Origin of the sequence: Muriicola sp. E247 (assembly GCF_041358175.1) — a bacterium.
Classification (GTDB): domain Bacteria; phylum Bacteroidota; class Bacteroidia; order Flavobacteriales; family Flavobacteriaceae; genus Muriicola.
The window spans coordinates 127,522-147,417 of sequence record NZ_JBGKBE010000005.1 but is presented as its reverse complement, the minus strand read 5'-3'; the positions used below and the strand labels follow the sequence as shown (position 1 = coordinate 147,417).

The 19,896-nt window shown below is 42.9% G+C and carries 34 protein-coding genes; all 34 read left to right on the top strand.

Going from position 1 to position 19,896, the window contains the following annotated elements; genetic code table 11:
• Window positions 1–119 precede the first annotated feature (119 nt).
• Window positions 120–494, top strand: coding sequence for a 30S ribosomal protein S12 (gene rpsL / locus ACA086_RS09470; RefSeq protein ID WP_013305196.1), 375 nt, complete (start codon window positions 120–122; stop codon window positions 492–494).
• Window positions 495–516: 22 nt separating this feature from the next.
• Entirely contained in the window at window positions 517–993 is a 477-nt protein-coding gene (gene rpsG, locus ACA086_RS09465; RefSeq protein ID WP_369749079.1) for a 30S ribosomal protein S7, read from the top strand.
• Between the two features lie 8 nt (window positions 994–1,001).
• The gene (fusA, locus tag ACA086_RS09460; protein ID WP_371003059.1) at window positions 1,002–3,128 is read left to right on the top strand and encodes an elongation factor G; all 2,127 of its coding nucleotides are present in this window, start codon (window positions 1,002–1,004) and stop codon (window positions 3,126–3,128) included.
• A 10-nt stretch (window positions 3,129–3,138) separates the two neighbouring features.
• Window positions 3,139–3,444 carry a 30S ribosomal protein S10 gene (gene rpsJ, locus ACA086_RS09455; RefSeq protein ID WP_008613600.1) on the top strand — a complete coding sequence of 102 codons (306 nt, stop codon included), beginning with the start codon at window positions 3,139–3,141 and terminating at the stop codon, window positions 3,442–3,444.
• Window positions 3,445–3,599: 155 nt separating this feature from the next.
• Complete coding sequence (rplC, locus tag ACA086_RS09450; RefSeq protein ID WP_371003058.1) at window positions 3,600–4,217, top strand: 50S ribosomal protein L3; 618 nt, start codon at window positions 3,600–3,602, stop codon at window positions 4,215–4,217.
• On the top strand, window positions 4,217–4,846 hold the full coding sequence (gene rplD, locus ACA086_RS09445; protein WP_371003057.1) for a 50S ribosomal protein L4: 630 nt from the start codon (window positions 4,217–4,219) through the stop codon (window positions 4,844–4,846). The genes rplC and rplD overlap by 1 nt, the downstream gene beginning before the upstream one ends.
• A 6-nt stretch (window positions 4,847–4,852) precedes the next feature.
• The gene (gene rplW / locus ACA086_RS09440; RefSeq protein ID WP_369749074.1) at window positions 4,853–5,143 is read left to right on the top strand and encodes a 50S ribosomal protein L23; all 291 of its coding nucleotides are present in this window, start codon (window positions 4,853–4,855) and stop codon (window positions 5,141–5,143) included.
• Between the two features lie 9 nt (window positions 5,144–5,152).
• Window positions 5,153–5,977 (top strand): 50S ribosomal protein L2, encoded by an 825-nt coding sequence (rplB, locus tag ACA086_RS09435; RefSeq protein WP_371003056.1) that lies wholly within the window; start codon window positions 5,153–5,155, stop codon window positions 5,975–5,977.
• Window positions 5,978–5,990: 13 nt separating this feature from the next.
• Window positions 5,991–6,269: a 30S ribosomal protein S19 gene (gene rpsS, locus ACA086_RS09430; protein WP_369749072.1), complete on the top strand. Its 279-nt coding sequence runs from the start codon at window positions 5,991–5,993 to the stop codon at window positions 6,267–6,269.
• Between the two features lie 3 nt (window positions 6,270–6,272).
• Window positions 6,273–6,680: a 50S ribosomal protein L22 gene (rplV, locus tag ACA086_RS09425; protein ID WP_371003055.1), complete on the top strand. Its 408-nt coding sequence runs from the start codon at window positions 6,273–6,275 to the stop codon at window positions 6,678–6,680.
• 1 nt (window position 6,681) lies between these two features.
• Window positions 6,682–7,392, top strand: coding sequence for a 30S ribosomal protein S3 (gene rpsC, locus ACA086_RS09420; RefSeq protein ID WP_371003054.1), 711 nt, complete (start codon window positions 6,682–6,684; stop codon window positions 7,390–7,392).
• Window positions 7,393–7,411: 19 nt separating this feature from the next.
• A complete protein-coding gene (rplP, locus tag ACA086_RS09415) occupies window positions 7,412–7,834 on the top strand; it encodes a 50S ribosomal protein L16 (protein ID WP_371003053.1) in 423 nt (140 codons plus the stop codon).
• A gap of 20 nt (window positions 7,835–7,854) precedes the next feature.
• Entirely contained in the window at window positions 7,855–8,046 is a 192-nt protein-coding gene (gene rpmC / locus ACA086_RS09410) for a 50S ribosomal protein L29 (RefSeq protein ID WP_369749067.1), read from the top strand.
• Between the two features lie 13 nt (window positions 8,047–8,059).
• On the top strand, window positions 8,060–8,317 hold the full coding sequence (rpsQ, locus tag ACA086_RS09405) for a 30S ribosomal protein S17 (RefSeq protein ID WP_369749066.1): 258 nt from the start codon (window positions 8,060–8,062) through the stop codon (window positions 8,315–8,317).
• 2 nt (window positions 8,318–8,319) lie between these two features.
• Window positions 8,320–8,688, top strand: coding sequence for a 50S ribosomal protein L14 (gene rplN, locus ACA086_RS09400; protein ID WP_129605547.1), 369 nt, complete (start codon window positions 8,320–8,322; stop codon window positions 8,686–8,688).
• A gap of 12 nt (window positions 8,689–8,700) precedes the next feature.
• Window positions 8,701–9,012: a 50S ribosomal protein L24 gene (gene rplX, locus ACA086_RS09395; RefSeq protein WP_371003052.1), complete on the top strand. Its 312-nt coding sequence runs from the start codon at window positions 8,701–8,703 to the stop codon at window positions 9,010–9,012.
• A 2-nt stretch (window positions 9,013–9,014) separates the two neighbouring features.
• Complete coding sequence (gene rplE / locus ACA086_RS09390; protein ID WP_371003051.1) at window positions 9,015–9,566, top strand: 50S ribosomal protein L5; 552 nt, start codon at window positions 9,015–9,017, stop codon at window positions 9,564–9,566.
• A 1-nt stretch (window position 9,567) separates the two neighbouring features.
• Window positions 9,568–9,837, top strand: coding sequence for a 30S ribosomal protein S14 (rpsN, locus tag ACA086_RS09385; RefSeq protein ID WP_369749063.1), 270 nt, complete (start codon window positions 9,568–9,570; stop codon window positions 9,835–9,837).
• Window positions 9,838–9,856: 19 nt separating this feature from the next.
• Window positions 9,857–10,255 (top strand): 30S ribosomal protein S8, encoded by a 399-nt coding sequence (rpsH, locus tag ACA086_RS09380; RefSeq protein WP_371003050.1) that lies wholly within the window; start codon window positions 9,857–9,859, stop codon window positions 10,253–10,255.
• Window positions 10,256–10,276: 21 nt separating this feature from the next.
• Window positions 10,277–10,819 carry a 50S ribosomal protein L6 gene (gene rplF / locus ACA086_RS09375; RefSeq protein ID WP_371003049.1) on the top strand — a complete coding sequence of 181 codons (543 nt, stop codon included), beginning with the start codon at window positions 10,277–10,279 and terminating at the stop codon, window positions 10,817–10,819.
• A 10-nt stretch (window positions 10,820–10,829) separates the two neighbouring features.
• Window positions 10,830–11,186 (top strand): 50S ribosomal protein L18, encoded by a 357-nt coding sequence (gene rplR, locus ACA086_RS09370; RefSeq protein WP_369749060.1) that lies wholly within the window; start codon window positions 10,830–10,832, stop codon window positions 11,184–11,186.
• 8 nt (window positions 11,187–11,194) lie between these two features.
• Window positions 11,195–11,719 carry a 30S ribosomal protein S5 gene (gene rpsE, locus ACA086_RS09365; RefSeq protein ID WP_369749059.1) on the top strand — a complete coding sequence of 175 codons (525 nt, stop codon included), beginning with the start codon at window positions 11,195–11,197 and terminating at the stop codon, window positions 11,717–11,719.
• 6 nt (window positions 11,720–11,725) lie between these two features.
• Window positions 11,726–11,905 (top strand): 50S ribosomal protein L30, encoded by a 180-nt coding sequence (gene rpmD / locus ACA086_RS09360; RefSeq protein ID WP_369749058.1) that lies wholly within the window; start codon window positions 11,726–11,728, stop codon window positions 11,903–11,905.
• A 15-nt stretch (window positions 11,906–11,920) separates the two neighbouring features.
• A complete protein-coding gene (gene rplO, locus ACA086_RS09355) occupies window positions 11,921–12,373 on the top strand; it encodes a 50S ribosomal protein L15 (protein WP_369749057.1) in 453 nt (150 codons plus the stop codon).
• 13 nt (window positions 12,374–12,386) lie between these two features.
• The gene (gene secY / locus ACA086_RS09350) at window positions 12,387–13,727 is read left to right on the top strand and encodes a preprotein translocase subunit SecY (RefSeq protein ID WP_129605529.1); all 1,341 of its coding nucleotides are present in this window, start codon (window positions 12,387–12,389) and stop codon (window positions 13,725–13,727) included.
• Between the two features lie 3 nt (window positions 13,728–13,730).
• The gene (gene infA / locus ACA086_RS09345) at window positions 13,731–13,946 is read left to right on the top strand and encodes a translation initiation factor IF-1 (protein ID WP_013751343.1); all 216 of its coding nucleotides are present in this window, start codon (window positions 13,731–13,733) and stop codon (window positions 13,944–13,946) included.
• Between the two features lie 12 nt (window positions 13,947–13,958).
• Window positions 13,959–14,075 carry a type B 50S ribosomal protein L36 gene (gene ykgO, locus ACA086_RS09340; protein WP_010519235.1) on the top strand — a complete coding sequence of 39 codons (117 nt, stop codon included), beginning with the start codon at window positions 13,959–13,961 and terminating at the stop codon, window positions 14,073–14,075.
• Window positions 14,076–14,077: 2 nt separating this feature from the next.
• A complete protein-coding gene (gene rpsM, locus ACA086_RS09335; protein WP_371003048.1) occupies window positions 14,078–14,452 on the top strand; it encodes a 30S ribosomal protein S13 in 375 nt (124 codons plus the stop codon).
• A gap of 11 nt (window positions 14,453–14,463) precedes the next feature.
• Window positions 14,464–14,856, top strand: coding sequence for a 30S ribosomal protein S11 (rpsK, locus tag ACA086_RS09330; protein ID WP_129605525.1), 393 nt, complete (start codon window positions 14,464–14,466; stop codon window positions 14,854–14,856).
• Between the two features lie 95 nt (window positions 14,857–14,951).
• Window positions 14,952–15,557 (top strand): 30S ribosomal protein S4, encoded by a 606-nt coding sequence (gene rpsD, locus ACA086_RS09325; RefSeq protein ID WP_371003047.1) that lies wholly within the window; start codon window positions 14,952–14,954, stop codon window positions 15,555–15,557.
• A 17-nt stretch (window positions 15,558–15,574) separates the two neighbouring features.
• Window positions 15,575–16,567, top strand: a complete 993-nt coding sequence (locus ACA086_RS09320; protein ID WP_129605521.1) for a DNA-directed RNA polymerase subunit alpha — start codon at window positions 15,575–15,577, stop codon at window positions 16,565–16,567.
• Between the two features lie 63 nt (window positions 16,568–16,630).
• Window positions 16,631–17,242: a 50S ribosomal protein L17 gene (gene rplQ, locus ACA086_RS09315; RefSeq protein WP_371003046.1), complete on the top strand. Its 612-nt coding sequence runs from the start codon at window positions 16,631–16,633 to the stop codon at window positions 17,240–17,242.
• 93 nt (window positions 17,243–17,335) lie between these two features.
• Complete coding sequence (gene carA / locus ACA086_RS09310; RefSeq protein WP_371003045.1) at window positions 17,336–18,463, top strand: glutamine-hydrolyzing carbamoyl-phosphate synthase small subunit; 1,128 nt, start codon at window positions 17,336–17,338, stop codon at window positions 18,461–18,463.
• 102 nt (window positions 18,464–18,565) lie between these two features.
• Entirely contained in the window at window positions 18,566–19,858 is a 1,293-nt protein-coding gene (gene eno / locus ACA086_RS09305; RefSeq protein WP_371003044.1) for a phosphopyruvate hydratase, read from the top strand.
• Window positions 19,859–19,896: the final 38 nt, after the last annotated feature.

Below are 19,896 nucleotides of genomic sequence, written 5' to 3'. Positions count from 1 at the left end.
AGTATTATGCGTGAAAAAAAAATCCTGCAAAATTAAGCCACAGGCATTTGAATTATAATGAATAATTACTACATTTGCCAGCCCTTAAAAGAGGGTAGATTTATACATTATATAATAGTATGCCAACAATTTCACAATTAGTACGAAAAGGAAGGGCCACAATTACCAAGAAGAGTAAATCGGCTGCTTTGGATTCGTGTCCCCAGCGAAGGGGTGTTTGTACGCGTGTTTATACCACTACACCGAAGAAGCCTAACTCGGCTATGAGAAAAGTAGCCAGGGTGAGGTTAACCAACGGAAAGGAAGTAAACGCATACATCCCCGGAGAAGGACACAATTTACAGGAGCACTCGATAGTATTGGTTAGAGGCGGAAGGGTGAAGGATTTGCCAGGAGTTAGATATCACATAGTGAGAGGAGCTCTGGATACTGCAGGTGTAGCCGGCAGGACACAGAGACGTTCTAAGTACGGTGCCAAAAGACCCAAAAAGTAAGCAACACTTTTAAGAAGAAGCAATGAGAAAAAGACAGGCAAAGAAAAGACCACTATTACCAGATCCAAGATTTAATGATCAGCTGGTAACCCGTTTCGTCAATATGATGATGTGGGATGGAAAGAAATCAGTGGCCTTTAAGGTGTTTTACGACGCGATTGATATCGTGGAAGAAAAAAAGACTGACGAAGAGAAATCAGGTCTCGAATTATGGAAAGACGCACTTTCCAATGTGATGCCTCACGTAGAGGTAAGAAGCAGAAGGGTTGGAGGGGCTACTTTCCAGATCCCGATGCAGATCAGACCGGATCGTAAAATATCAACTGCGATGAAATGGCTGATCAGCTTTTCCCGAAAAAGAAATGAAAAGTCGATGGCTCAGAAGCTGGCAGCGGAAATCCTGGCAGCATCAAAAGAAGAGGGCGCGGCAGTGAAAAAGCGAGTTGATACTCATAAGATGGCAGAAGCCAATAAAGCATTTTCTCACTTTAGATTCTAATACGCAAGATGGCTAGAGATTTAAAATTTACAAGAAATATAGGTATTGCCGCTCATATTGATGCCGGTAAAACCACAACCACAGAACGAATCCTTTTTTATACTGGTGTAAGCCACAAGATTGGAGAAGTTCATGATGGGGCTGCTACCATGGACTGGATGGAGCAGGAGCAGGAGCGAGGAATCACTATTACTTCCGCCGCCACAACCTGTACCTGGAATTTCCCAATGAAAAACGGTCAGCTTACTGATGAGTCAAAGCCTTATCACTTTAACATCATCGATACTCCCGGCCACGTTGACTTTACCGTTGAGGTGAACCGATCTTTGAGGGTTCTCGATGGTCTGGTATTCCTTTTTAGTGCTGTTGACGGAGTTGAACCTCAGTCTGAGACCAACTGGCGTCTGGCAGATAACTACAAGGTGCCGAGAATGGGATTTGTCAATAAAATGGACAGGCAGGGTGCCAACTTCCTGAACGTGTGCAAGCAGGTAAAGGATATGTTGAAATCCAACGCTGTGCCAATCGTACTTCCCATTGGAGATGAAGCTGATTTTAGAGGGATAGTTGATCTGGTTAAAAACCGAGCAATTGTTTGGAATGAGGAAGATCTAGGTGCAACGTTTGATGTGATCGATATCCCGGCTGAAATGGAAGCTGAGGTGAAGGAATACAGAGCGGCGCTTATTGAGGCTGTAGCTGAGTACGATGAAACCCTGATGGAGAAGTTCTTCGAAGACGAAGATTCCATCACAGAAGATGAAGTACATGCTGCCCTGAGAGCTGCGGTTATGGATATGAGTATTATTCCAATGATCTGTGGTTCTTCCTTTAAGAATAAAGGAGTACAATTTTTACTGGATGCCGTATGCCGATACCTTCCTTCTCCTATGGATAAGGAAGCGATTGTAGGAGTAAATCCCGATACAGGTGCTGAGATCTCCAGGAAACCGGATATTAAAGAACCTTTTGCTGCACTTGCTTTTAAGATTGCAACAGATCCTTTTGTGGGTCGACTGGCATTTTTCAGAGCGTATTCAGGAAAACTGGATGCTGGATCCTATGTTTTAAATAACAGATCTGGAAATAAAGAACGTATATCTCGTATCTACCAGATGCACTCCAACAAGCAAAACGCAGTAGATTCTATTGCTGCCGGTGATATTGGAGCTGCTGTTGGATTTAAAGATATCAAGACAGGGGATACCCTTTCTGATGAGAAACACCCTATTGTCCTTGAAAGTATGAACTTCCCCGATCCTGTAATAGGGATTGCTGTGGAGCCAAAAACCAAGGCTGATGTGGATAAATTAGGGATGGCCCTTGCCAAACTGGCGGAAGAAGATCCTACATTCCAGGTAAAAACAGATGAGGCTTCAGGCCAAACGATTATTTCAGGAATGGGAGAACTTCACCTTGATATCATCACCGATCGTCTCCGAAGAGAGTTTAAGGTTGATGTCAACCAGGGACAACCTCAGGTTGAATACAAGGAAGCGATCACAAGACCTGCTAATCACAGAGAGGTTTACAAGAAACAAACAGGAGGTAGAGGTAAATTTGCGGATATCGTATTTACCATGGAGCCTTCTACGGAAGATAAACCCGGACTCGAATTCGTCAATGTGATCAAGGGGGGTAATATTCCTAAAGAATACATTCCTTCTGTTGAGAAAGGATTCAGAGAGGCTATGAAAAACGGTCCTTTGGCCGGATTTGAAATGGATAGCATGAAGGTAGTCCTGAAAGATGGATCCTTCCACCCGGTGGATTCGGATTCTCTTTCTTTTGAATTGGCTGCCAAGCTAGGCTATAAAGAGGCCGCCAAAGCCGCCCGTGCCGTGCTGATGGAGCCGATAATGAAGTTAGAGGTGCTTACGCCGGAAGAGAACATGGGTGATATAGTAGGTGACCTTAACAGACGAAGAGGACAGGTAAACAACATGGACGACAGAGCCGGGGCCAAAGTGATCAAAGCAGAGGTGCCGCTTTCGGAAATGTTTGGATATGTTACTGCTCTGAGGACGCTATCTTCAGGTAGGGCAACAAGTACAATGGAGTTTTCGCACTATGCCGAAACACCTACAAATATTGCAGAAGAGGTGATAAAAGCAACCAAAGGGGTAACCGCTTAATTCTTAGGAGATGAGTCAGAAAATCAGAATAAAGTTAAAATCATACGATTACAACCTGGTAGATAAGTCTGCCGAGAAGATAGTTAAAACAGTAAAAACTACCGGAGCTGTAGTAACAGGACCTATCCCGTTGCCTACACACAAAAAGATTTTTACAGTTTTACGTTCACCTCATGTAAATAAGAAGTCGAGAGAGCAATTTCAATTAAGCTCTTACAAGCGATTACTTGATATTTACAGTTCTTCTTCCAAAACCATCGACGCGCTCATGAAATTAGAGCTGCCAAGTGGGGTGGAAGTAGAGATTAAGGTGTGATAAAAGAATTGGAAGGCAGGATGCTTTCCGCGACATGTCCGGAGCGATTTGCGAAGGAAAAACGGTAACAAAAATATATTCGGGGTCGAATTATTTTTGGCCCTGTTTTTTTGTCAGGTAATTTAGAATAGTAAAAACAATTAATAATAAATAGTATGTCTGGGTTAATAGGAAAAAAAGTAGGCATGACCAGCATCTTTGACGACAATGGAAAGAATGTTCCATGTACGGTCATTGAGGCAGGACCATGTGTGATTACCCAAGTCAGAACCGAAGAGGTAGACGGGTATAATGCCCTTCAGCTCGGTTTCGATGACAAGGCAGAAAATCGTGCTAAGAAGTCCGAAAAGGGACATTTTAAAAAGGCAGGTGCTTCTCCCAAGAAAAAAGTCGTCGAATTCCGTGATTTTGAAGGAGAGCACAAATTGGGAGATACCCTTGGGGTAGATCTGTTTGTGGAAGGGGAGTTTGTGGATGTAACTGCAACTTCAAAAGGTAAAGGTTTTCAGGGGGTTGTTAAAAGACATGGCTTCGCCGGTGTCGGACAGGCTACCCACGGACAGCACAACCGTTTAAGAGCTCCTGGATCTATCGGTGCAGCTTCATATCCCGCCAGAGTATTCAAGGGAATGAAAATGGCCGGAAGAATGGGCGGAGAACGGGTAACTGTTCAAAACCTGCGCGTCTTAAAAATAGTTCCGGAAAAAAACCTGATTGTTGTGAAAGGGTGTGTACCCGGGCATAAAAACGCATATATAACGATCGAGAAATAATGAAGGTAGCAGTCTTAGATATCAAAGGAAAAGAAACAGGGAGAAAGGCAGACCTTTCTGATGCTGTTTTTAAGATAGAGCCTAATACGCATGCCATTTACCTGGATGTAAAACAATACAGGGCTCACCAGAGACAAGGTACTCACAAGGCCAAAGAAAGAGCTGAAATTGTGGGGAGTACCCGTAAGATTAAAAAGCAAAAGGGAACCGGAACCGCAAGGGCAGGTAGCATCAAGTCGCCTATCTTTCGCGGTGGGGGTAGGATCTTTGGGCCAAGGCCTAAGGATTACAGCCTTAAGCTCAATAAGAACCTGAAGCGTCTGGCCCGTAAATCGGCACTGAGTATCAAGAATCAGGAAAAGGCGATTATGGTGGTTGAGGACTTTAATTTCGAGAGCCCCAAGACCAAGGATTTTCTAAAGGTTCTCAAAGGTCTCGGACTGGAAAATAAAAAGTCCCTCTTTGTCTTGGGCGAATCAAATAATAACGTATATTTGTCGTCGCGCAATTTGGAAGGTTCTGAGGTTATAACTAACTCAGAATTAAGCACTTACAAAATATTAAATGCAAATAATATTGTGCTATTAGAAGGGTCGCTGGAAGGTATAGAGGCCAACTTAAATAAATAGGAAATCATGAGTGTGTTAATAAAACCAATCATAACGGAAAAGATGACAGCCGATAGTGAGTTACACAACCGCTATGGTTTCATTGTAAATCCCGGGGCCAATAAATTGCAGATTAAGGATGCGGTTGAAGGAACATACGGGGTATCCGTAAAGAAGGTAAGAACCATGAATTATGGTCCAACCCGCAAGACCAAGTACACCAAAACAGGGGTACAACAAGGGAAGACAAAGGCTTATAAAAAGGCAATTGTTGATGTTGCGGAAGGTGATGTCATTGATTTTTACAGTAATCTATAAAGACACCAAATGTCAGTTAGAAAATTAAAACCGATCACTCCAGGACAGCGATTTAAAGTAGTAAACGGATTTGACGCGCTTACTGCTGATAAGCCGGAGAAAAGCTTGCTTGCTCCGTTAAAAAAGTCCGGAGGTAGAAACAGTCATGGAAAGATGACCATGCGCCATAGAGGTGGAGGTCACAAAAGAAGGTATCGCTTAGTCGATTTCAAAAGGATGAAGCACGGTGTTAACGCCGAGGTGAAATCGATTCAGTACGATCCAAACAGAACCGCCTTTATTGCTCTTATTGAGTATAAGGATGGGGAAAAGAGTTATATCATTGCGCAAAATGGTTTACAGATAGGCCAGAAGGTCACATCAGGAGCCGGTTCTGCACCTGAGATTGGAAATGCGTTACCTATGAATGAAATTCCTTTGGGAACGATCATTTCCTGTATTGAATTACGCCCCGGCCAGGGAGCAGTGATGGCGAGAAGTGCCGGAACATTTGCTCAGCTTATGGCTAAAGAGGGGAAATACGTAACTATTAAATTGCCATCCGGGGAAACCAGAATGGTACTGGGAAATTGCTTAGCCACCGTAGGTGCTGTTTCCAATTCGGATCATCAGCTGATCGTTTCCGGTAAAGCAGGAAGAAGTCGCTGGTTGGGTAGACGACCAAGGACCAGACCGGTAGCTATGAACCCTGTAGACCACCCAATGGGAGGTGGAGAAGGAAGAGCGTCCGGAGGACATCCAAGATCGAAAAATGGTATTCCTGCAAAAGGTTACAGGACTCGTTCCAGGACCAAGGACACCAACAGATATATAATAGAACGTAGAAAGAAATAAAAAGTAGAAAGAAATGGCACGTTCACTAAAAAAAGGACCCTACGTTCACCTGAGCCTGGAGAAAAAGGTAAGACAGAATGTAGATTCGAATAAAAAGACCGTCATCAAAACATGGTCAAGAGCTTCCATGATCACACCAGATTTTGTAGGCCAGACTATCGCGGTACACAATGGGAAGCAGTTTGTTCCTGTTTATGTTACCGAGAATATGGTAGGACATAAATTGGGTGAATTTTCGCCTACGAGATCTTTCCGCGGTCATGCCGGAGCGAAAAATAAAGGTAAAAAGTAAGCTATGGGAGTTCGAAAAAAACAAATGGCCGAAAGAATAAAGGCAGAGAAGAAAGAGCTCGCCTTCGCGAAATTAAACAATTGCCCTACTTCGCCTCGTAAGATGCGTTTGGTAGCAGACCTTGTAAGGGGTGCTGAGGTTGAAAAAGCCCTTGCAATTCTTAGGTTTAATCCTAAGGAAGCTTCCCGAAGGCTGGAAAAGCTCTTGTTGTCAGCCATCGCTAACTGGCAGGCGAAGAATGAAGATGCCGATATTGAAGAAGTAGAACTCTTCGTGAAGGAGATTCGCGTTGATTCTGGCAGAATGCTAAAGCGCCTCAGACCTGCACCCCAGGGAAGGGCTCACAGGATAAGAAAACGTTCAAACCATGTAACCTTGGTTTTAGGCGCTAACAATAATACAGAAGCTTAGTATGGGACAAAAGACAAATCCAATAGGAAACCGACTGGGTATAATCAGGGGATGGGAATCTAACTGGTACGGAGGGAACGATTACGGGGATAAACTCGCAGAAGACGATAAAATCAGGAAGTATGTTTACGCCCGATTGGCCAAAGCAAGTGTTTCCAGAGTCATCATCGAAAGAACATTGAAGTTGATCACTGTTACCATCACTACCGCAAGACCCGGAATCATTATCGGAAAAGGTGGCCAGGAAGTGGATAAACTGAAGGAGGAGCTTAAAAAGATTACAGATAAAGAGGTTCAGATCAACATATTTGAGATCAAAAGACCCGAAGTTGATGCAAACCTGGTTGCTGCCAGTATCGCGCGACAGATAGAAAACAGGATCTCTTACAGGAGGGCCATTAAAATGGCTATTGCGGCCGCAATGAGGATGAATGCTGAAGGAATCAAAATTATGATTTCAGGTAGGCTGAATGGTGCGGAAATGGCACGTTCAGAGTCTTATAAAGAAGGTCGAATTCCTTTATCTACATTCAGGGCTGATATTGATTACGCCATGGAAGAGGCCCATACCACTTACGGACGATTAGGGATCAAGGTGTGGATAATGAAAGGTGAGGTTTACGGAAAAAGAGATTTGTCGCCCTTAGTAGGAATGTCTAAAGGGACGGGCAAGGATAAGTCCGACTCCGGAAGAAAACGTAGAAGAAAATAAATTAATAAAGTAGGAAAAGATGTTACAGCCGAAAAGAACCAAGTTTCGTAAAGCGCAGAAGGGCCGAATGAAAGGAAATTCCGGAAGAGGCCACTTACTCTCTAATGGGATGTTTGGAATTAAGTCATTGGAATCCAGCTTTATTACATCACGTCAGATTGAAGCTGCAAGGATTGCTGCTACAAGATACATGAAAAGACAAGGTCAGCTTTGGATTAAAATATTTCCAGACAAGCCTATTACCAAAAAGCCTCTTGAAGTAAGGATGGGGAAAGGAAAAGGAGCACCGGAATATTTCGTTGCGGTTGTAAAACCGGGAAGAATCATGTTCGAAGTTGCAGGGGTTCCTATGGATGTGGCTCAGGAAGCTTTAAGGCTTGCTGCTCAGAAATTACCGGTGAAGACAAAATTTATTGTGGCTAGAGATTACGATGCCGCTTAATGATACTGATATAGAAGATCATGAAACAATCAGAAGTAAAAGAATTATCGGTAGAGGAATTAAAGGAAAAGATGTCCGATTTCAAAAGGAAACATGCCGATTTGAAAATGGCTCACGCTGTAACACCACTTGAAAATCCTCTTCAACTGAGGCAGGTGAAAAGGACAGTAGCACGATTGGCCACAGAATTAACAAAAAGGGAAAACCAATAACGGGTTCTGCTTTATGGAAAAAAGAAATTTAAGAAAAGAACGAGTAGGCGTTGTAACCAGCAATAGAATGGAGAAATCAATTGTGGTTTCTGAAGTAAAGCGGGTAAAGCATCCTATGTATGGTAAGTTCGTATTGCGGACAAAGAAATATGTTGCACACGATGAAACCAACGATTGCAAAATTGGTGATACTGTAAAGATCATGGAGACCAGACCTTTGAGTAAGACTAAGTGCTGGAGATTGGTAGAAATCCTTGAAAGAGCTAAATAATTATGTTACAGCAAGAATCTAGACTTAAAGTGGCAGATAATACCGGGGCGAAAGAGGTGTTGACCATTCGTGTACTGGGAGGAACCAAAAGAAGATATGCTTCTGTTGGAGATAAGATTGTGGTTTCTGTAAAAGAAGCTACACCTAACGGAACCATAAAAAAAGGAGCCGTGTCTACTGCAGTAGTAGTACGCACCAAGAAAGAGGTCCGAAGACCAGATGGTTCTTATATCCGCTTCGACGATAACGCCTGTGTACTTCTTAACCCAACCGGGGAAATGAGAGGAACCAGGGTATTTGGTCCTGTAGCGAGAGAGCTCAGGGACAAACAATTTATGAAGATTGTTTCATTAGCTCCTGAGGTGCTATAATCAGACAAGACAATGAAATTAAAAATAAAAACAGGAGATACAGTACGAGTAGTAGCCGGTGATCATAAGGGGTCAGAGGGTAAGGTGGTTACTGTAGACCTACAGAAGAATAAGGCGATTGTAGAAGGCGTCAATATGGTGTCTAAGCATGAAAAACCTAGCGCCAAGAACCCTCAGGGGGGAATAGTTAAAAAAGAAGCTCCTATCCATATCTCTAATCTTTCTCTGATCGACGGAAAGTCGGGAGAGACCACAAGGGTTGGTTTTGAGATCAGAGATGGTAAAAAAGTACGGGTTTCAAAGAAATCTAACGAGGTAATATAGTTATGACTTACGTTCCAAGATTAAAGAAAGAATACAAAGAGCGCGTGATAAAAGCGTTGCAGGAGGAATTCGGGTACAAGAACATTATGGAGGTGCCTAAATTGAAGAAGATTGTTGTGAGCAGGGGTGTAGGTGCCGCTGTAGCCGATAAGAAGCTCATCGACCACGCGGTTGAAGAACTCTCAAACATTACCGGGCAAAGAGCAGTCTCCACAATATCCAAAAAGGATGTGGCGTCTTTCAAACTCAGAAAAGGAATGCCTATCGGGGCCAAAGTTACTTTGAGAGGAGAAAGAATGTACGAGTTCCTTGATCGATTGGTAACAACGGCTTTACCAAGGGTACGTGATTTTCAGGGAATCAGAGCTACCGGTTTTGATGGAAGAGGGAATTACAACCTCGGAGTTACGGAGCAGATCATTTTCCCCGAAATCAATATTGACAAGATCAACAGAATTAACGGGATGGATATCACCTTTGTGACCAGCGCCGAAACCGATAAAGAAGCACAATCCCTTTTAGCAGAACTGGGACTACCTTTTAAAAAGAATTAGTATGGCTAAAGAATCAATGAAAGCCCGTGAACGTAAAAGGGCAAAAACAGTAGCAAAATACGCTGAGAAGAGAAAAGCTTTGAAAGAGGCCGGAGATTACGAGGCATTACAAAAATTGCCAAGAAATGCTTCTCCGGTGCGTATGCACAATCGTTGCAAACTCACAGGGAGACCAAAGGGCTATATGAGAACTTTTGGCTTGTCCAGGGTAATGTTCAGGGAAATGGCTAATAAAGGATTGATTCCGGGAGTTAAAAAAGCAAGTTGGTAACACCATAAAAGGCAAGAAGATGTTAACAGATCCTATATCAGATTATTTGACAAGAATTAGAAACGCCAGCAGGGCGGGTCACAGGGTTGTTGAGGTACCAGCTTCCAATCTAAAGAAAGAAATCACCAAGATTTTATTTGATCAGGGGTATATCCTGAGTTATAAATTCGAGGATGATAAAGTTCAGGGTATAATTAAAATTGCCTTGAAATACGATAAGCAGACCAAAGAGCCTGTTATTAAAAAAATTCAGCGAATCAGTAAGCCGGGATTGCGTAAATATGCCGGATCTGATGATATGCCGAGGGTTTTAAATGGTTTGGGTGTAGCGATTGTCTCTACCTCACACGGGGTGATGACCAGCAAACGAGCCAAAAAAGAAAATGTTGGGGGCGAAGTGCTTTGCTACGTTTATTAAACCGATAAAAGTTAAAAAGAAATGTCTAGAATAGGTAACAATCCGATAGCGATCCCAGAGGGAACCTCCGTAGAGGTCAAGGAGAATATCATTACGGTAAAAGGAAAGCTGGGTGAACTTACTCAGGAATACTCTGCCGTTGAGATCAAAGTGGAAGACGGACAAGTATGGATCACCAGGCCTTCTGATTCAAAAGAGCACAAGGCAAAACACGGACTGTACAGATCTTTGGTCTACAATATGATCGAGGGAGTATCCAAGGGTTGGACGAAGGAATTGGAATTGGTAGGTGTAGGATTCAGAGCGAGCAATCAGGGTCAGAAATTAGACCTTGCTCTCGGATTTTCTCACAATATCGTTTTTGACCTTGCACCGGAAGTAAAGGTGGAAACCACTTCTGAAAAAGGTAAAAACCCAACCATTAAACTAACGTCGCACGACAAGCAGTTAATAGGGCAAATTGCAGCCAAAATACGTTCATTCCGCAAACCTGAACCTTACAAAGGGAAAGGAATCAAATTTGTCGGGGAACAATTGAGAAGAAAAGCAGGTAAATCAGCATAAGAGTAAGATTATGGGATTATCAAAAACAGAAAGAAGAGATCGTATCCGTAAGAGAATCAGAAAAATCTCTTTTGGAACGGCAGAAAGACCAAGATTGTCTGTTTACAGAAGCAACAATGAAATCTATGCACAGGTTATAGATGACAATGAGGGCAAAACCCTGGTTGCTGCCTCGTCAAGAGATAAAGAATTGAGTAAAAGCAAAGGGACAAAAATGGAAATTGCCGCCCTGGTAGGGAAGGCGCTGGCCGAGAAAGCTAAAAAAGCCGGTATTGAAACTGTAGCTTTTGACCGTGGAGGGAATTTGTACCACGGACGGGTAAAATCATTGGCCGAAGGTGCCAGAGAAGGTGGATTAAAATTTTAATAGATACTATGTACGGCAAATACAAGAATGTAGAAACAGTAAAACCCGGAGGCCTCGAACTTAAGGACCGCCTGGTAGGCGTTCAAAGGGTAACCAAGGTAACCAAGGGGGGAAGAGCATTTGGTTTTTCTGCCATCGTGGTTGTAGGAGATGAAAACGGAGTTGTTGGCCATGGTCTTGGGAAATCCAAGGAAGTTGCTACCGCGATCGCGAAAGCCATTGAAGATGCTAAGAAGAATCTCATTCGTATTCCTTTGAACAAAGGAACTTTACCCCATGAACAAAAGGGGAAATACGGAGGAGCCAGAGTATACATTCAACCTGCCTCTCATGGTACAGGAGTTATTGCTGGTGGTGCTGTAAGGGCGGTATTGGAATCCGTAGGAGTACAGGACGTTTTGTCTAAGTCTCAGGGATCTTCCAACCCTCATAATGTGGTGAAGGCTACATTTGATGCCCTGCTGCAACTCAGAGATGCCAAAACAGTAGCGTCACAGCGTGGAATCGCCATGGAAAAAGTTTTTAAAGGATAAGGAACGATGGGAAAGATTAAAGTTACTCAGGTAAAAAGCGGGATTAAAAGACCTCAGAATCAAAAGAGGACCCTGGAAGCCCTAGGACTGCGTAAAATTGGACAACAGGTTGTTCACGACGATACGCCTAATATCCTTGGTATGATCAATAAAGTTAAACATTTGGTTTCTACAGAAGAAGCTTAAGAAATAAGTGTTGAAATGAATTTAAGCAATTTAAAACCAGCAGAAGGTTCTGTCCATAAGGATGGAAAGACCATCGGTAGAGGCCAGGGATCCGGGAAAGGCGGTACCGCCACAAGAGGGCATAAAGGAGCCAAATCCCGTTCTGGTTATTCTAAAAAGATTGGATTCGAAGGGGGACAAATGCCTTTACAACGAAGAGTACCCAAGTTCGGATTTACCAATATCAATCGGGTAGAATATCGCGGAATCAATCTCGATAAACTACAGGAGCTGGTAGATAACGGCGCAGTAAAAAAATCAGTGGGGTTAGAAGACCTCATTGCAAATAACCTGGCCGGTAAAAACGATTTGGTTAAAATACTCGGAGGAGGTGAACTCAAAGCTCCACTGAAAATAACAGTACACAAGTATACCGCCAGCGCCAAGAAAGCAATTGAAGCGGCTGGAGGAGAAGCGATAACATTATAAGAGAGTAGGCTCTATGAAGAAATTTTTTGAGATCATATCTAATATCTGGAAGATAGAAGAGCTGAGGAACAGGATTCTGATGACCCTCGGCCTTTTACTTGTCTACCGTTTTGGTGCACAGGTGGTACTTCCCGGTATTGATACCTCACAATTGGCAGCCTTATCTTCAAATACAGAACAAGGTATCCTCGGTATTCTGAATGCATTTACAGGAGGGGCATTTGCGAATGCTTCTGTTTTTGCCCTTGGGATCATGCCTTATATTTCGGCATCCATTGTGGTGCAGCTGATGGGGATAGCAGTACCGTACCTCCAAAAGCTCGATAAAGAGGGAGAAAGCGGCAGGAAGACCAAAAATCAGATCACCCGATGGTTGACTATCGGAATCTGTATCGTTCAGGCGCCTGCTTATTTGTACAGCCTTGGGGCACTTGGAGTTCCCGATAGTGCTTTCCTTCTCGGAAAAGGACTAGGCTTTATTGTACCTTCTGTGATCATACTGGTGACAGGCTGTGTCTTTGCCATGTGGTTAGGGGAAAAAATCACGGATAAGGGGATTGGAAACGGTATTTCCCTCCTTATTATGATCGGAATTATTGCAACAATGCCTCAGGCTTTTGTACAGGAAGCGATCACGAGATGGGACGGAAATGGAGGTCCTATGCTTATCCTGGTTGAAGTAATCCTCTGGTTTGTTGTCATCTTAGCGAGTGTGCTACTGGTGATGGCTACCCGCAGGATCCCTGTGCAGTACGCCAGGAGATCGGCCTCAGGAGGATACGAAAAAAATATAATGGGAAGCAGGCAGTATATTCCGTTAAAGTTGAATGCCTCAGGGGTAATGCCAATCATTTTTGCACAGGCAATTATGTTTGCCCCGGGATTACTTGGCAGAACGTTTAATGACACAGCAATTGGTCAGTGGATGGAAGTTCAGTTCCAGGATATATTTGGTCTGGCTTATAACATCTTATTTGCCTTGTTGATCATCATATTTACCTATTTCTATACGGCCATTACTGTCCCAACCAATAAAATGGCGGACGATCTGAAAAGAAGTGGTGGTTTTATTCCCGGAATCAGACCGGGAAAGGAAACGGGTAGTTTTTTAGATAAAATCATGTCATTGATTACACTTCCCGGTTCAATATTTCTGGCCTTTTTGGCGGTATTGCCGGCTATAGTAGTGAAGTTGATGGATATACAGGCAGGCTGGGCACTGTTTTACGGAGGTACCTCCCTGCTTATTATGGTAGGGGTTGCCATAGATACCGTGCAGCAGGTAAATGCCTACCTATTGAACCGTCATTACGACGGACTTATGAAAACAGGAAAGAACAGAAAAGTAGCATAAGATATGGCCAAACAAGCAGCAATAGAGCAGGATGGAAGTATCATAGAGGCATTGTCTAACGCCATGTTCAGGGTTGAACTGGAAAACGGACATGTGGTTACTGCTCATATCTCGGGAAAAATGCGCATGCATTATATTAAATTATTGCCCGGGGATAAGGTAAAACTTGAGATGAGTCCTTACGACTTGAGTAAGGCCAGAATTACATATAGATATTAAGAAACTCGAGACATGAAAGTAAGAGCATCGATAAAGAAAAGAAGTGCCGACTGCAAAATTGTTCGCAGGAAAGGCAGGTTGTACGTAATTAATAAGAAGAATCCCAGATTCAAACAAAGACAAGGGTAATTATGGCAAGAATTGCAGGGGTAGATATCCCAAAACAAAAAAGAGGTGTTATAGCCCTTACCTACATCTTCGGAATTGGTAAGAGCAGAGCTCAGGAAATTCTGGACAAAGCAAAGGTAAATGCTGATGCGAAGGTGTCTGATTGGAATGATAACGAGATCGGGAGAATCCGGGACGTGGTTTCTTCATACAAGATAGAAGGCGAATTGAGGTCCGAGAACCAGCTGAATATCAAAAGGCTGATGGATATCGGTTGTTACCGTGGAATCCGGCACAGATCCGGACTTCCGTTACGCGGGCAACGAACCAAGAATAATTCCAGGACCAGGAAAGGAAAAAGAAAAACTGTGGCCAACAAGAAAAAGGCTACTAAGTAATAAGGCGTAACATGGCAAAGACAGGTACAAAAACAACCAAGAAACGTAAGGTAATTGTTGAATCTACTGGTGAGGCTCATATTACTGCGTCGTTCAACAATATCATTATTTCCCTGACCAACAAAAAAGGGGATGTGATTTCATGGGCGTCGGCAGGTAAGATGGGATTCAGAGGTTCTAAAAAGAATACTCCTTACGCTGCACAGATTGCTGCAGAAGAATGTGCAAAAACAGCACATGAAGCCGGGTTAAGGAAAGTGAAGGTATACGTAAAAGGACCGGGAAATGGCCGCGAGTCTGCCATCCGTTCCCTGCACAATGCCGGAATAGAGGTTACTGAGATCATCGATGTAACTCCTATGCCTCATAACGGTTGCAGACCGCCCAAACGAAGAAGAGTTTAATCATTATATCCTATAATTAATTTCTCACAAAAGTGTAGTTACGATTATCGAAGGATAAGCCTTAATTCATAATCACACTTTTAATTTTAAAGAAGATGGCAAGATACACAGGACCAAAATCTAAGATCGCTCGTAAATTCGGCGAAGCGATTTTTGGCGACGACAAGTCGTTTGAAAAGAAAAATTACCCTCCGGGACAACACGGTAACAACAGACGCCGTGGAAAAAAATCAGAATATGCTATCCAGCTGATGGAGAAGCAGAAAGCCAAGTATACTTATGGTATTCTGGAAAGACAATTTCGAAACCTTTTTGCAAAGGCTAACCGAAGCAAAGGTGTTACCGGGGAAGTTTTACTTCAATTATGTGAAGCCAGGCTAGACAACGTAGTCTACAGAATGGGTATTTCCACTTCAAGAAGGGGTGCGAGACAATTAGTTTCTCACAGACATATTACTGTTAATGGTAATGTCGTGAATATCCCTTCCTACTCTCTTAAACCGGGTGACGTAGTTGGAGTAAGGGAAAAGTCAAAATCATTACAGACTATTACAGATTCTCTTTCCGCTAACAGCAGTGTATACGAATGGATCACCTGGAATAGCGAAAAGAAAGAAGGAACTTTTGTGGCCGTTCCAGAACGCCTTCAAATTCCGGAGAATATCAAAGAACAATTAATCGTTGAGTTATACTCTAAATAAACCACATATACCCGACTATGGCATTATTTAATTTTCAGAAACCCGATAAAGTTATAATGATCGATTCCTCAGATTTCGAAGGGAAATTTGAATTCCGCCCTTTGGAACCCGGATATGGTCTAACTGTTGGGAACGCACTTAGAAGAGTATTGCTTTCCTCCCTGGAGGGATTCGCCATTACTTCGGTAAGGATAGATAAGGTTGAACACGAATTTTCGGTAATCGAAGGTGTTGTAGAAGACGTTACGGAAATTATTCTCAACTTAAAACAAGTTCGTTTCAAGAGGCAGATCGACGATGTTAACGAAGAAACCGTTTCAGTTTCTGTCAGTGGGAAAGAACAGCTTACAGCTGGAGACTTTCAGAAGTTTATCTCTGGTTTCCAGGTACTGAATCCAGACCTTGTGATCTGCAATATGGATCCTAAGGTAAGTATCAACATGGAGTTGATCATCGAAAAAGGCAGAGGTTATGTACCGGCTGAAGAAAATAAGAAATCAAGTGCACCTATTGGAAGCATCGCTGTCGATTCCATCTTTACTCCGGTAAAGAACGTAAAATACAGCATCGAAAACTTCAGGGTTGAACAAAAGACCGATTACGAAAAATTGGTTTTTGAAATCGTTACCGACGGTTCAATTCACCCTAAAGAAGCACTCACTGAGGCAGCAAAGGTTCTTATTCACCACTTTATGTTGTTCTCTGATGAGCGTATCACCCTTGAAGCTGATGAGATTGCTCAGACGGAAACTTATGACGAGGAGTCTTTGCACATGAGGCAATTGCTCAAGACAAAACTCGTGGATATGGATTTGTCAGTTCGAGCCCTCAATTGCTTAAAAGCAGCAGAGGTGGATACATTGGGAGACCTTGTATCTTTTAACAAGAACGACCTGATGAAATTCAGGAACTTTGGAAAAAAATCCCTGACAGAATTAGAAGAACTTGTGATCAACAAGGGCTTGAATTTTGGAATGGATTTGTCAAAATACAAATTGGATAAAGATTAATTTAAGTTCTGTTTCGTTGCCCTAGAAGGCATACTGAACCAAAAGAACACATAGTACATAAGCATGAGACACGGTAAGAAAATCAATCACTTGGGTAGGAAAACGGCACATAGGTCGGCTATGCTGGCCAATATGGCCTGTTCCCTGATTGAACATAAAAGAATCAATACCACTGTAGCCAAGGCCAAGGCCCTGAAACAGTTTATTGAGCCCCTGATCACTAAATCCAAAGCTGAAAATAATCAGTCATTGGAAAAAGGAACCCATAACAGGCGAATCGTATTCAGAAACCTAAGAGATAAATATGCAGTATCTGAATTGTTCAGCACAGTTGCAGAAAAAGTAGGGGACAGACCAGGAGGATACACCAGAATTATCAAATTGGGAAACCGTCTGGGTGATAACGCTGATATGGCGATGATCGAATTGGTGGATTTCAATGAAATTTACAATGCCGGGAAGCCAAAGAAAAAGAAATCTACGCGTAGAGGCAGAAGCTCTAAGAAAGCAGAAGCTACCGCAGCACCTGCAGCTGAAAGCGTTGAAGAGGTGGAAGTAGCTGAAGCTCCTAAAGCCGAAAAGGAAACCAAAACTGAAGAGCCTAAAGCTGAAGCTCCAAAGAAGGAGAAAGCCAAGGACGCAGAAGAAACAAAAACAGATGACTCCAAAGAATAGGATGTTCATAATGTCTTTAAAATTTGAAAAGGATAGACCTGCAAGTCTATCCTTTTTTTATGTTTATTTGTGAAACCAAAAAATTGCAGTTTAATGAAATATCAAACCAAGAAGAAAGCACTCATATTGCTGGCAGATGGAACTATTTTTTATGGTAAATCGGTTGGAAATGCTGATGGCACGGCCTTTGGAGAGGTGTGTTTTAATACGGGAATGACCGGCTATCAGGAAATTTTTACAGATCCGTCCTATTTTGGACAGTTGATGGTGATGACTAATGCCCATATTGGGAATTACGGGGCCCATAACGAAGAGATTGAATCAGATTCTGTAAAAATTGCCGGCCTCATATGCAAAAATTTCAGTTATGATTATTCCAGGCCGGACGCTGATGAAAGCCTCTTAGAATTTCTAAACAATAATAAGCTCTTTGCTATTTCTGATGTAGACACGCGAGCCCTGGTAAGTTATATTCGGGATCACGGGGCCATGAATGCGGTGATTTCAACAAGAGTAGATGAGCTGGATGCCCTCAAAGCTGAACTTAAAAAGATACCCAGCATGGAAGGCCTGGAGCTTGCTTCAAAAGTATCGACCAAAGAACCATACTACTATGGAAAGGAAGACGCAACCTACAGGATTGCGGCACTTGACATAGGAATCAAAAAGAATATCCTGAGAAATCTTGCAGCAAGGGATGCTTATATTAAAGTGTTCCCATACAATACTCCCTTCTCAGAGCTTAAGGTATGGAATCCCGACGGATACTTTATTTCAAATGGCCCGGGAGATCCGGAACCACTGAAAGGAGTAATTGAAACGGCAAGGGAAATCATCGCCCAGGACAAGCCACTATTCGGAATATGTCTGGGGCATCAGATTATTGCTCTGGCAAACGGGGTTTCTACCTATAAAATGTTCAACGGACACAGGGGAATCAACCACCCGGTGATCAATTTTGAAACTGGGAAGGGGGAAATTACCTCCCAGAATCACGGTTTTGCTATAAACAGAGAAGAAACGGAGGCACATCCTGAACTGGTGATCACTCATGAACATCTCAATGACAAAACAGTAGCAGGGATACAGATGAAAGATAAAAATGTCTTTTCTGTGCAGTACCATCCTGAGGCGAGTCCGGGGCCACATGATGCTTCCTATTTATTCGATCAGTTTTTTCAATTGATTAAAGAGCATTCTAATACAGGAGTTTCAGTATAAAAAAAGAAGGGAGATCAACCATTTTTTGAGGAATCTTCACGATTCACCGGGGCCTTTTGTATCTTTGAAATGAAAGAAATCAACCCATAAAAAGCAAGAATTATGAGTATTATACTAGATGTCCATGCCCGTCAGATATTTGACTCCAGGGGTAATCCTACCGTAGAGGTAGATGTGGTAACACAAAACGGTGTAATGGGCCGGGCAGCCGTGCCTTCCGGTGCTTCTACCGGGGAACATGAGGCCGTTGAATTACGAGATGGCGGGAAAGCCTATATGGGGAAGGGAGTTATGAATGCGGTCGAAAATGTCAATACTAAGATAGCTGAAGAAATTAGGGGGATGATGGTGTTTGATCAGAATCTGATTGACCAGACCATGATCTCACTAGATGGTACCCCAAACAAGTCTAAACTCGGAGCAAATGCTATCCTGGGTGTTTCTCTTGCGGTTGCCAAAGCTGCAGCAAACGAAATGGGGATGTCACTATACAGGTACGTAGGCGGGGTAAGTGCCAATACCCTTCCAGTACCCATGATGAATATTATCAATGGCGGATCGCATTCCGATGCACCTATCGCTTTTCAGGAATTCATGGTGATGCCCGTAAAGGCGAAGAGTTTTTCGCATGCCATACAGATGGGAACGGAAATATTTCATCATCTTAAAAAAGTACTGCACGATCGTGGTTTAAGTACTGCAGTAGGAGATGAAGGTGGATTTGCCCCAACCCTGGAAGGTACGGAAGACGCTTTAGATACAATAAGCATTGCTGTTAAGAATGCAGGATATTCTTTTGGCGATGAGGTAATGGTAGCCCTTGATTGTGCCGCAGCCGAATTCTTTGTGGATGGCAAATACGATTACACAAAATTTGAAGGGGACAAAGGAGCCGTGAGAACTTCGGAAGAGCAAGCGAAATACCTGGCTGAACTTTGTGCCAAATACCCAATTATTTCTATTGAAGACGGAATGGATGAAAATGACTGGAATGGATGGAAGATCTTGTCTGATCTGGTAGGAGATAAGGTACAATTGGTGGGAGACGATTTATTTGTGACCAATGTCACAAGACTTTCAAGAGGGATCTCGGAAGGTATCGCCAATTCAATCCTCATTAAGGTCAACCAGATAGGAACACTCACAGAAACCATAGCAGCTGTAAACATGGCTAAGAATGCCGGGTATACAAGCGTGATGTCTCACCGATCAGGGGAGACTGAAGACAATACCATCGCCGATCTGGCAGTTGCCCTTAATACCGGGCAGATTAAAACTGGTTCTGCTTCTCGTTCAGACAGGATGGCCAAATACAACCAACTGCTTCGCATTGAGGAGGAACTGGGTGAAGTTGCCCATTATCCGGGTGTCGATGCGTTCAAGGTCGGACATTAATAATCAGTTAAGAATAGAAAAGCCTTTCGTAAATTGAA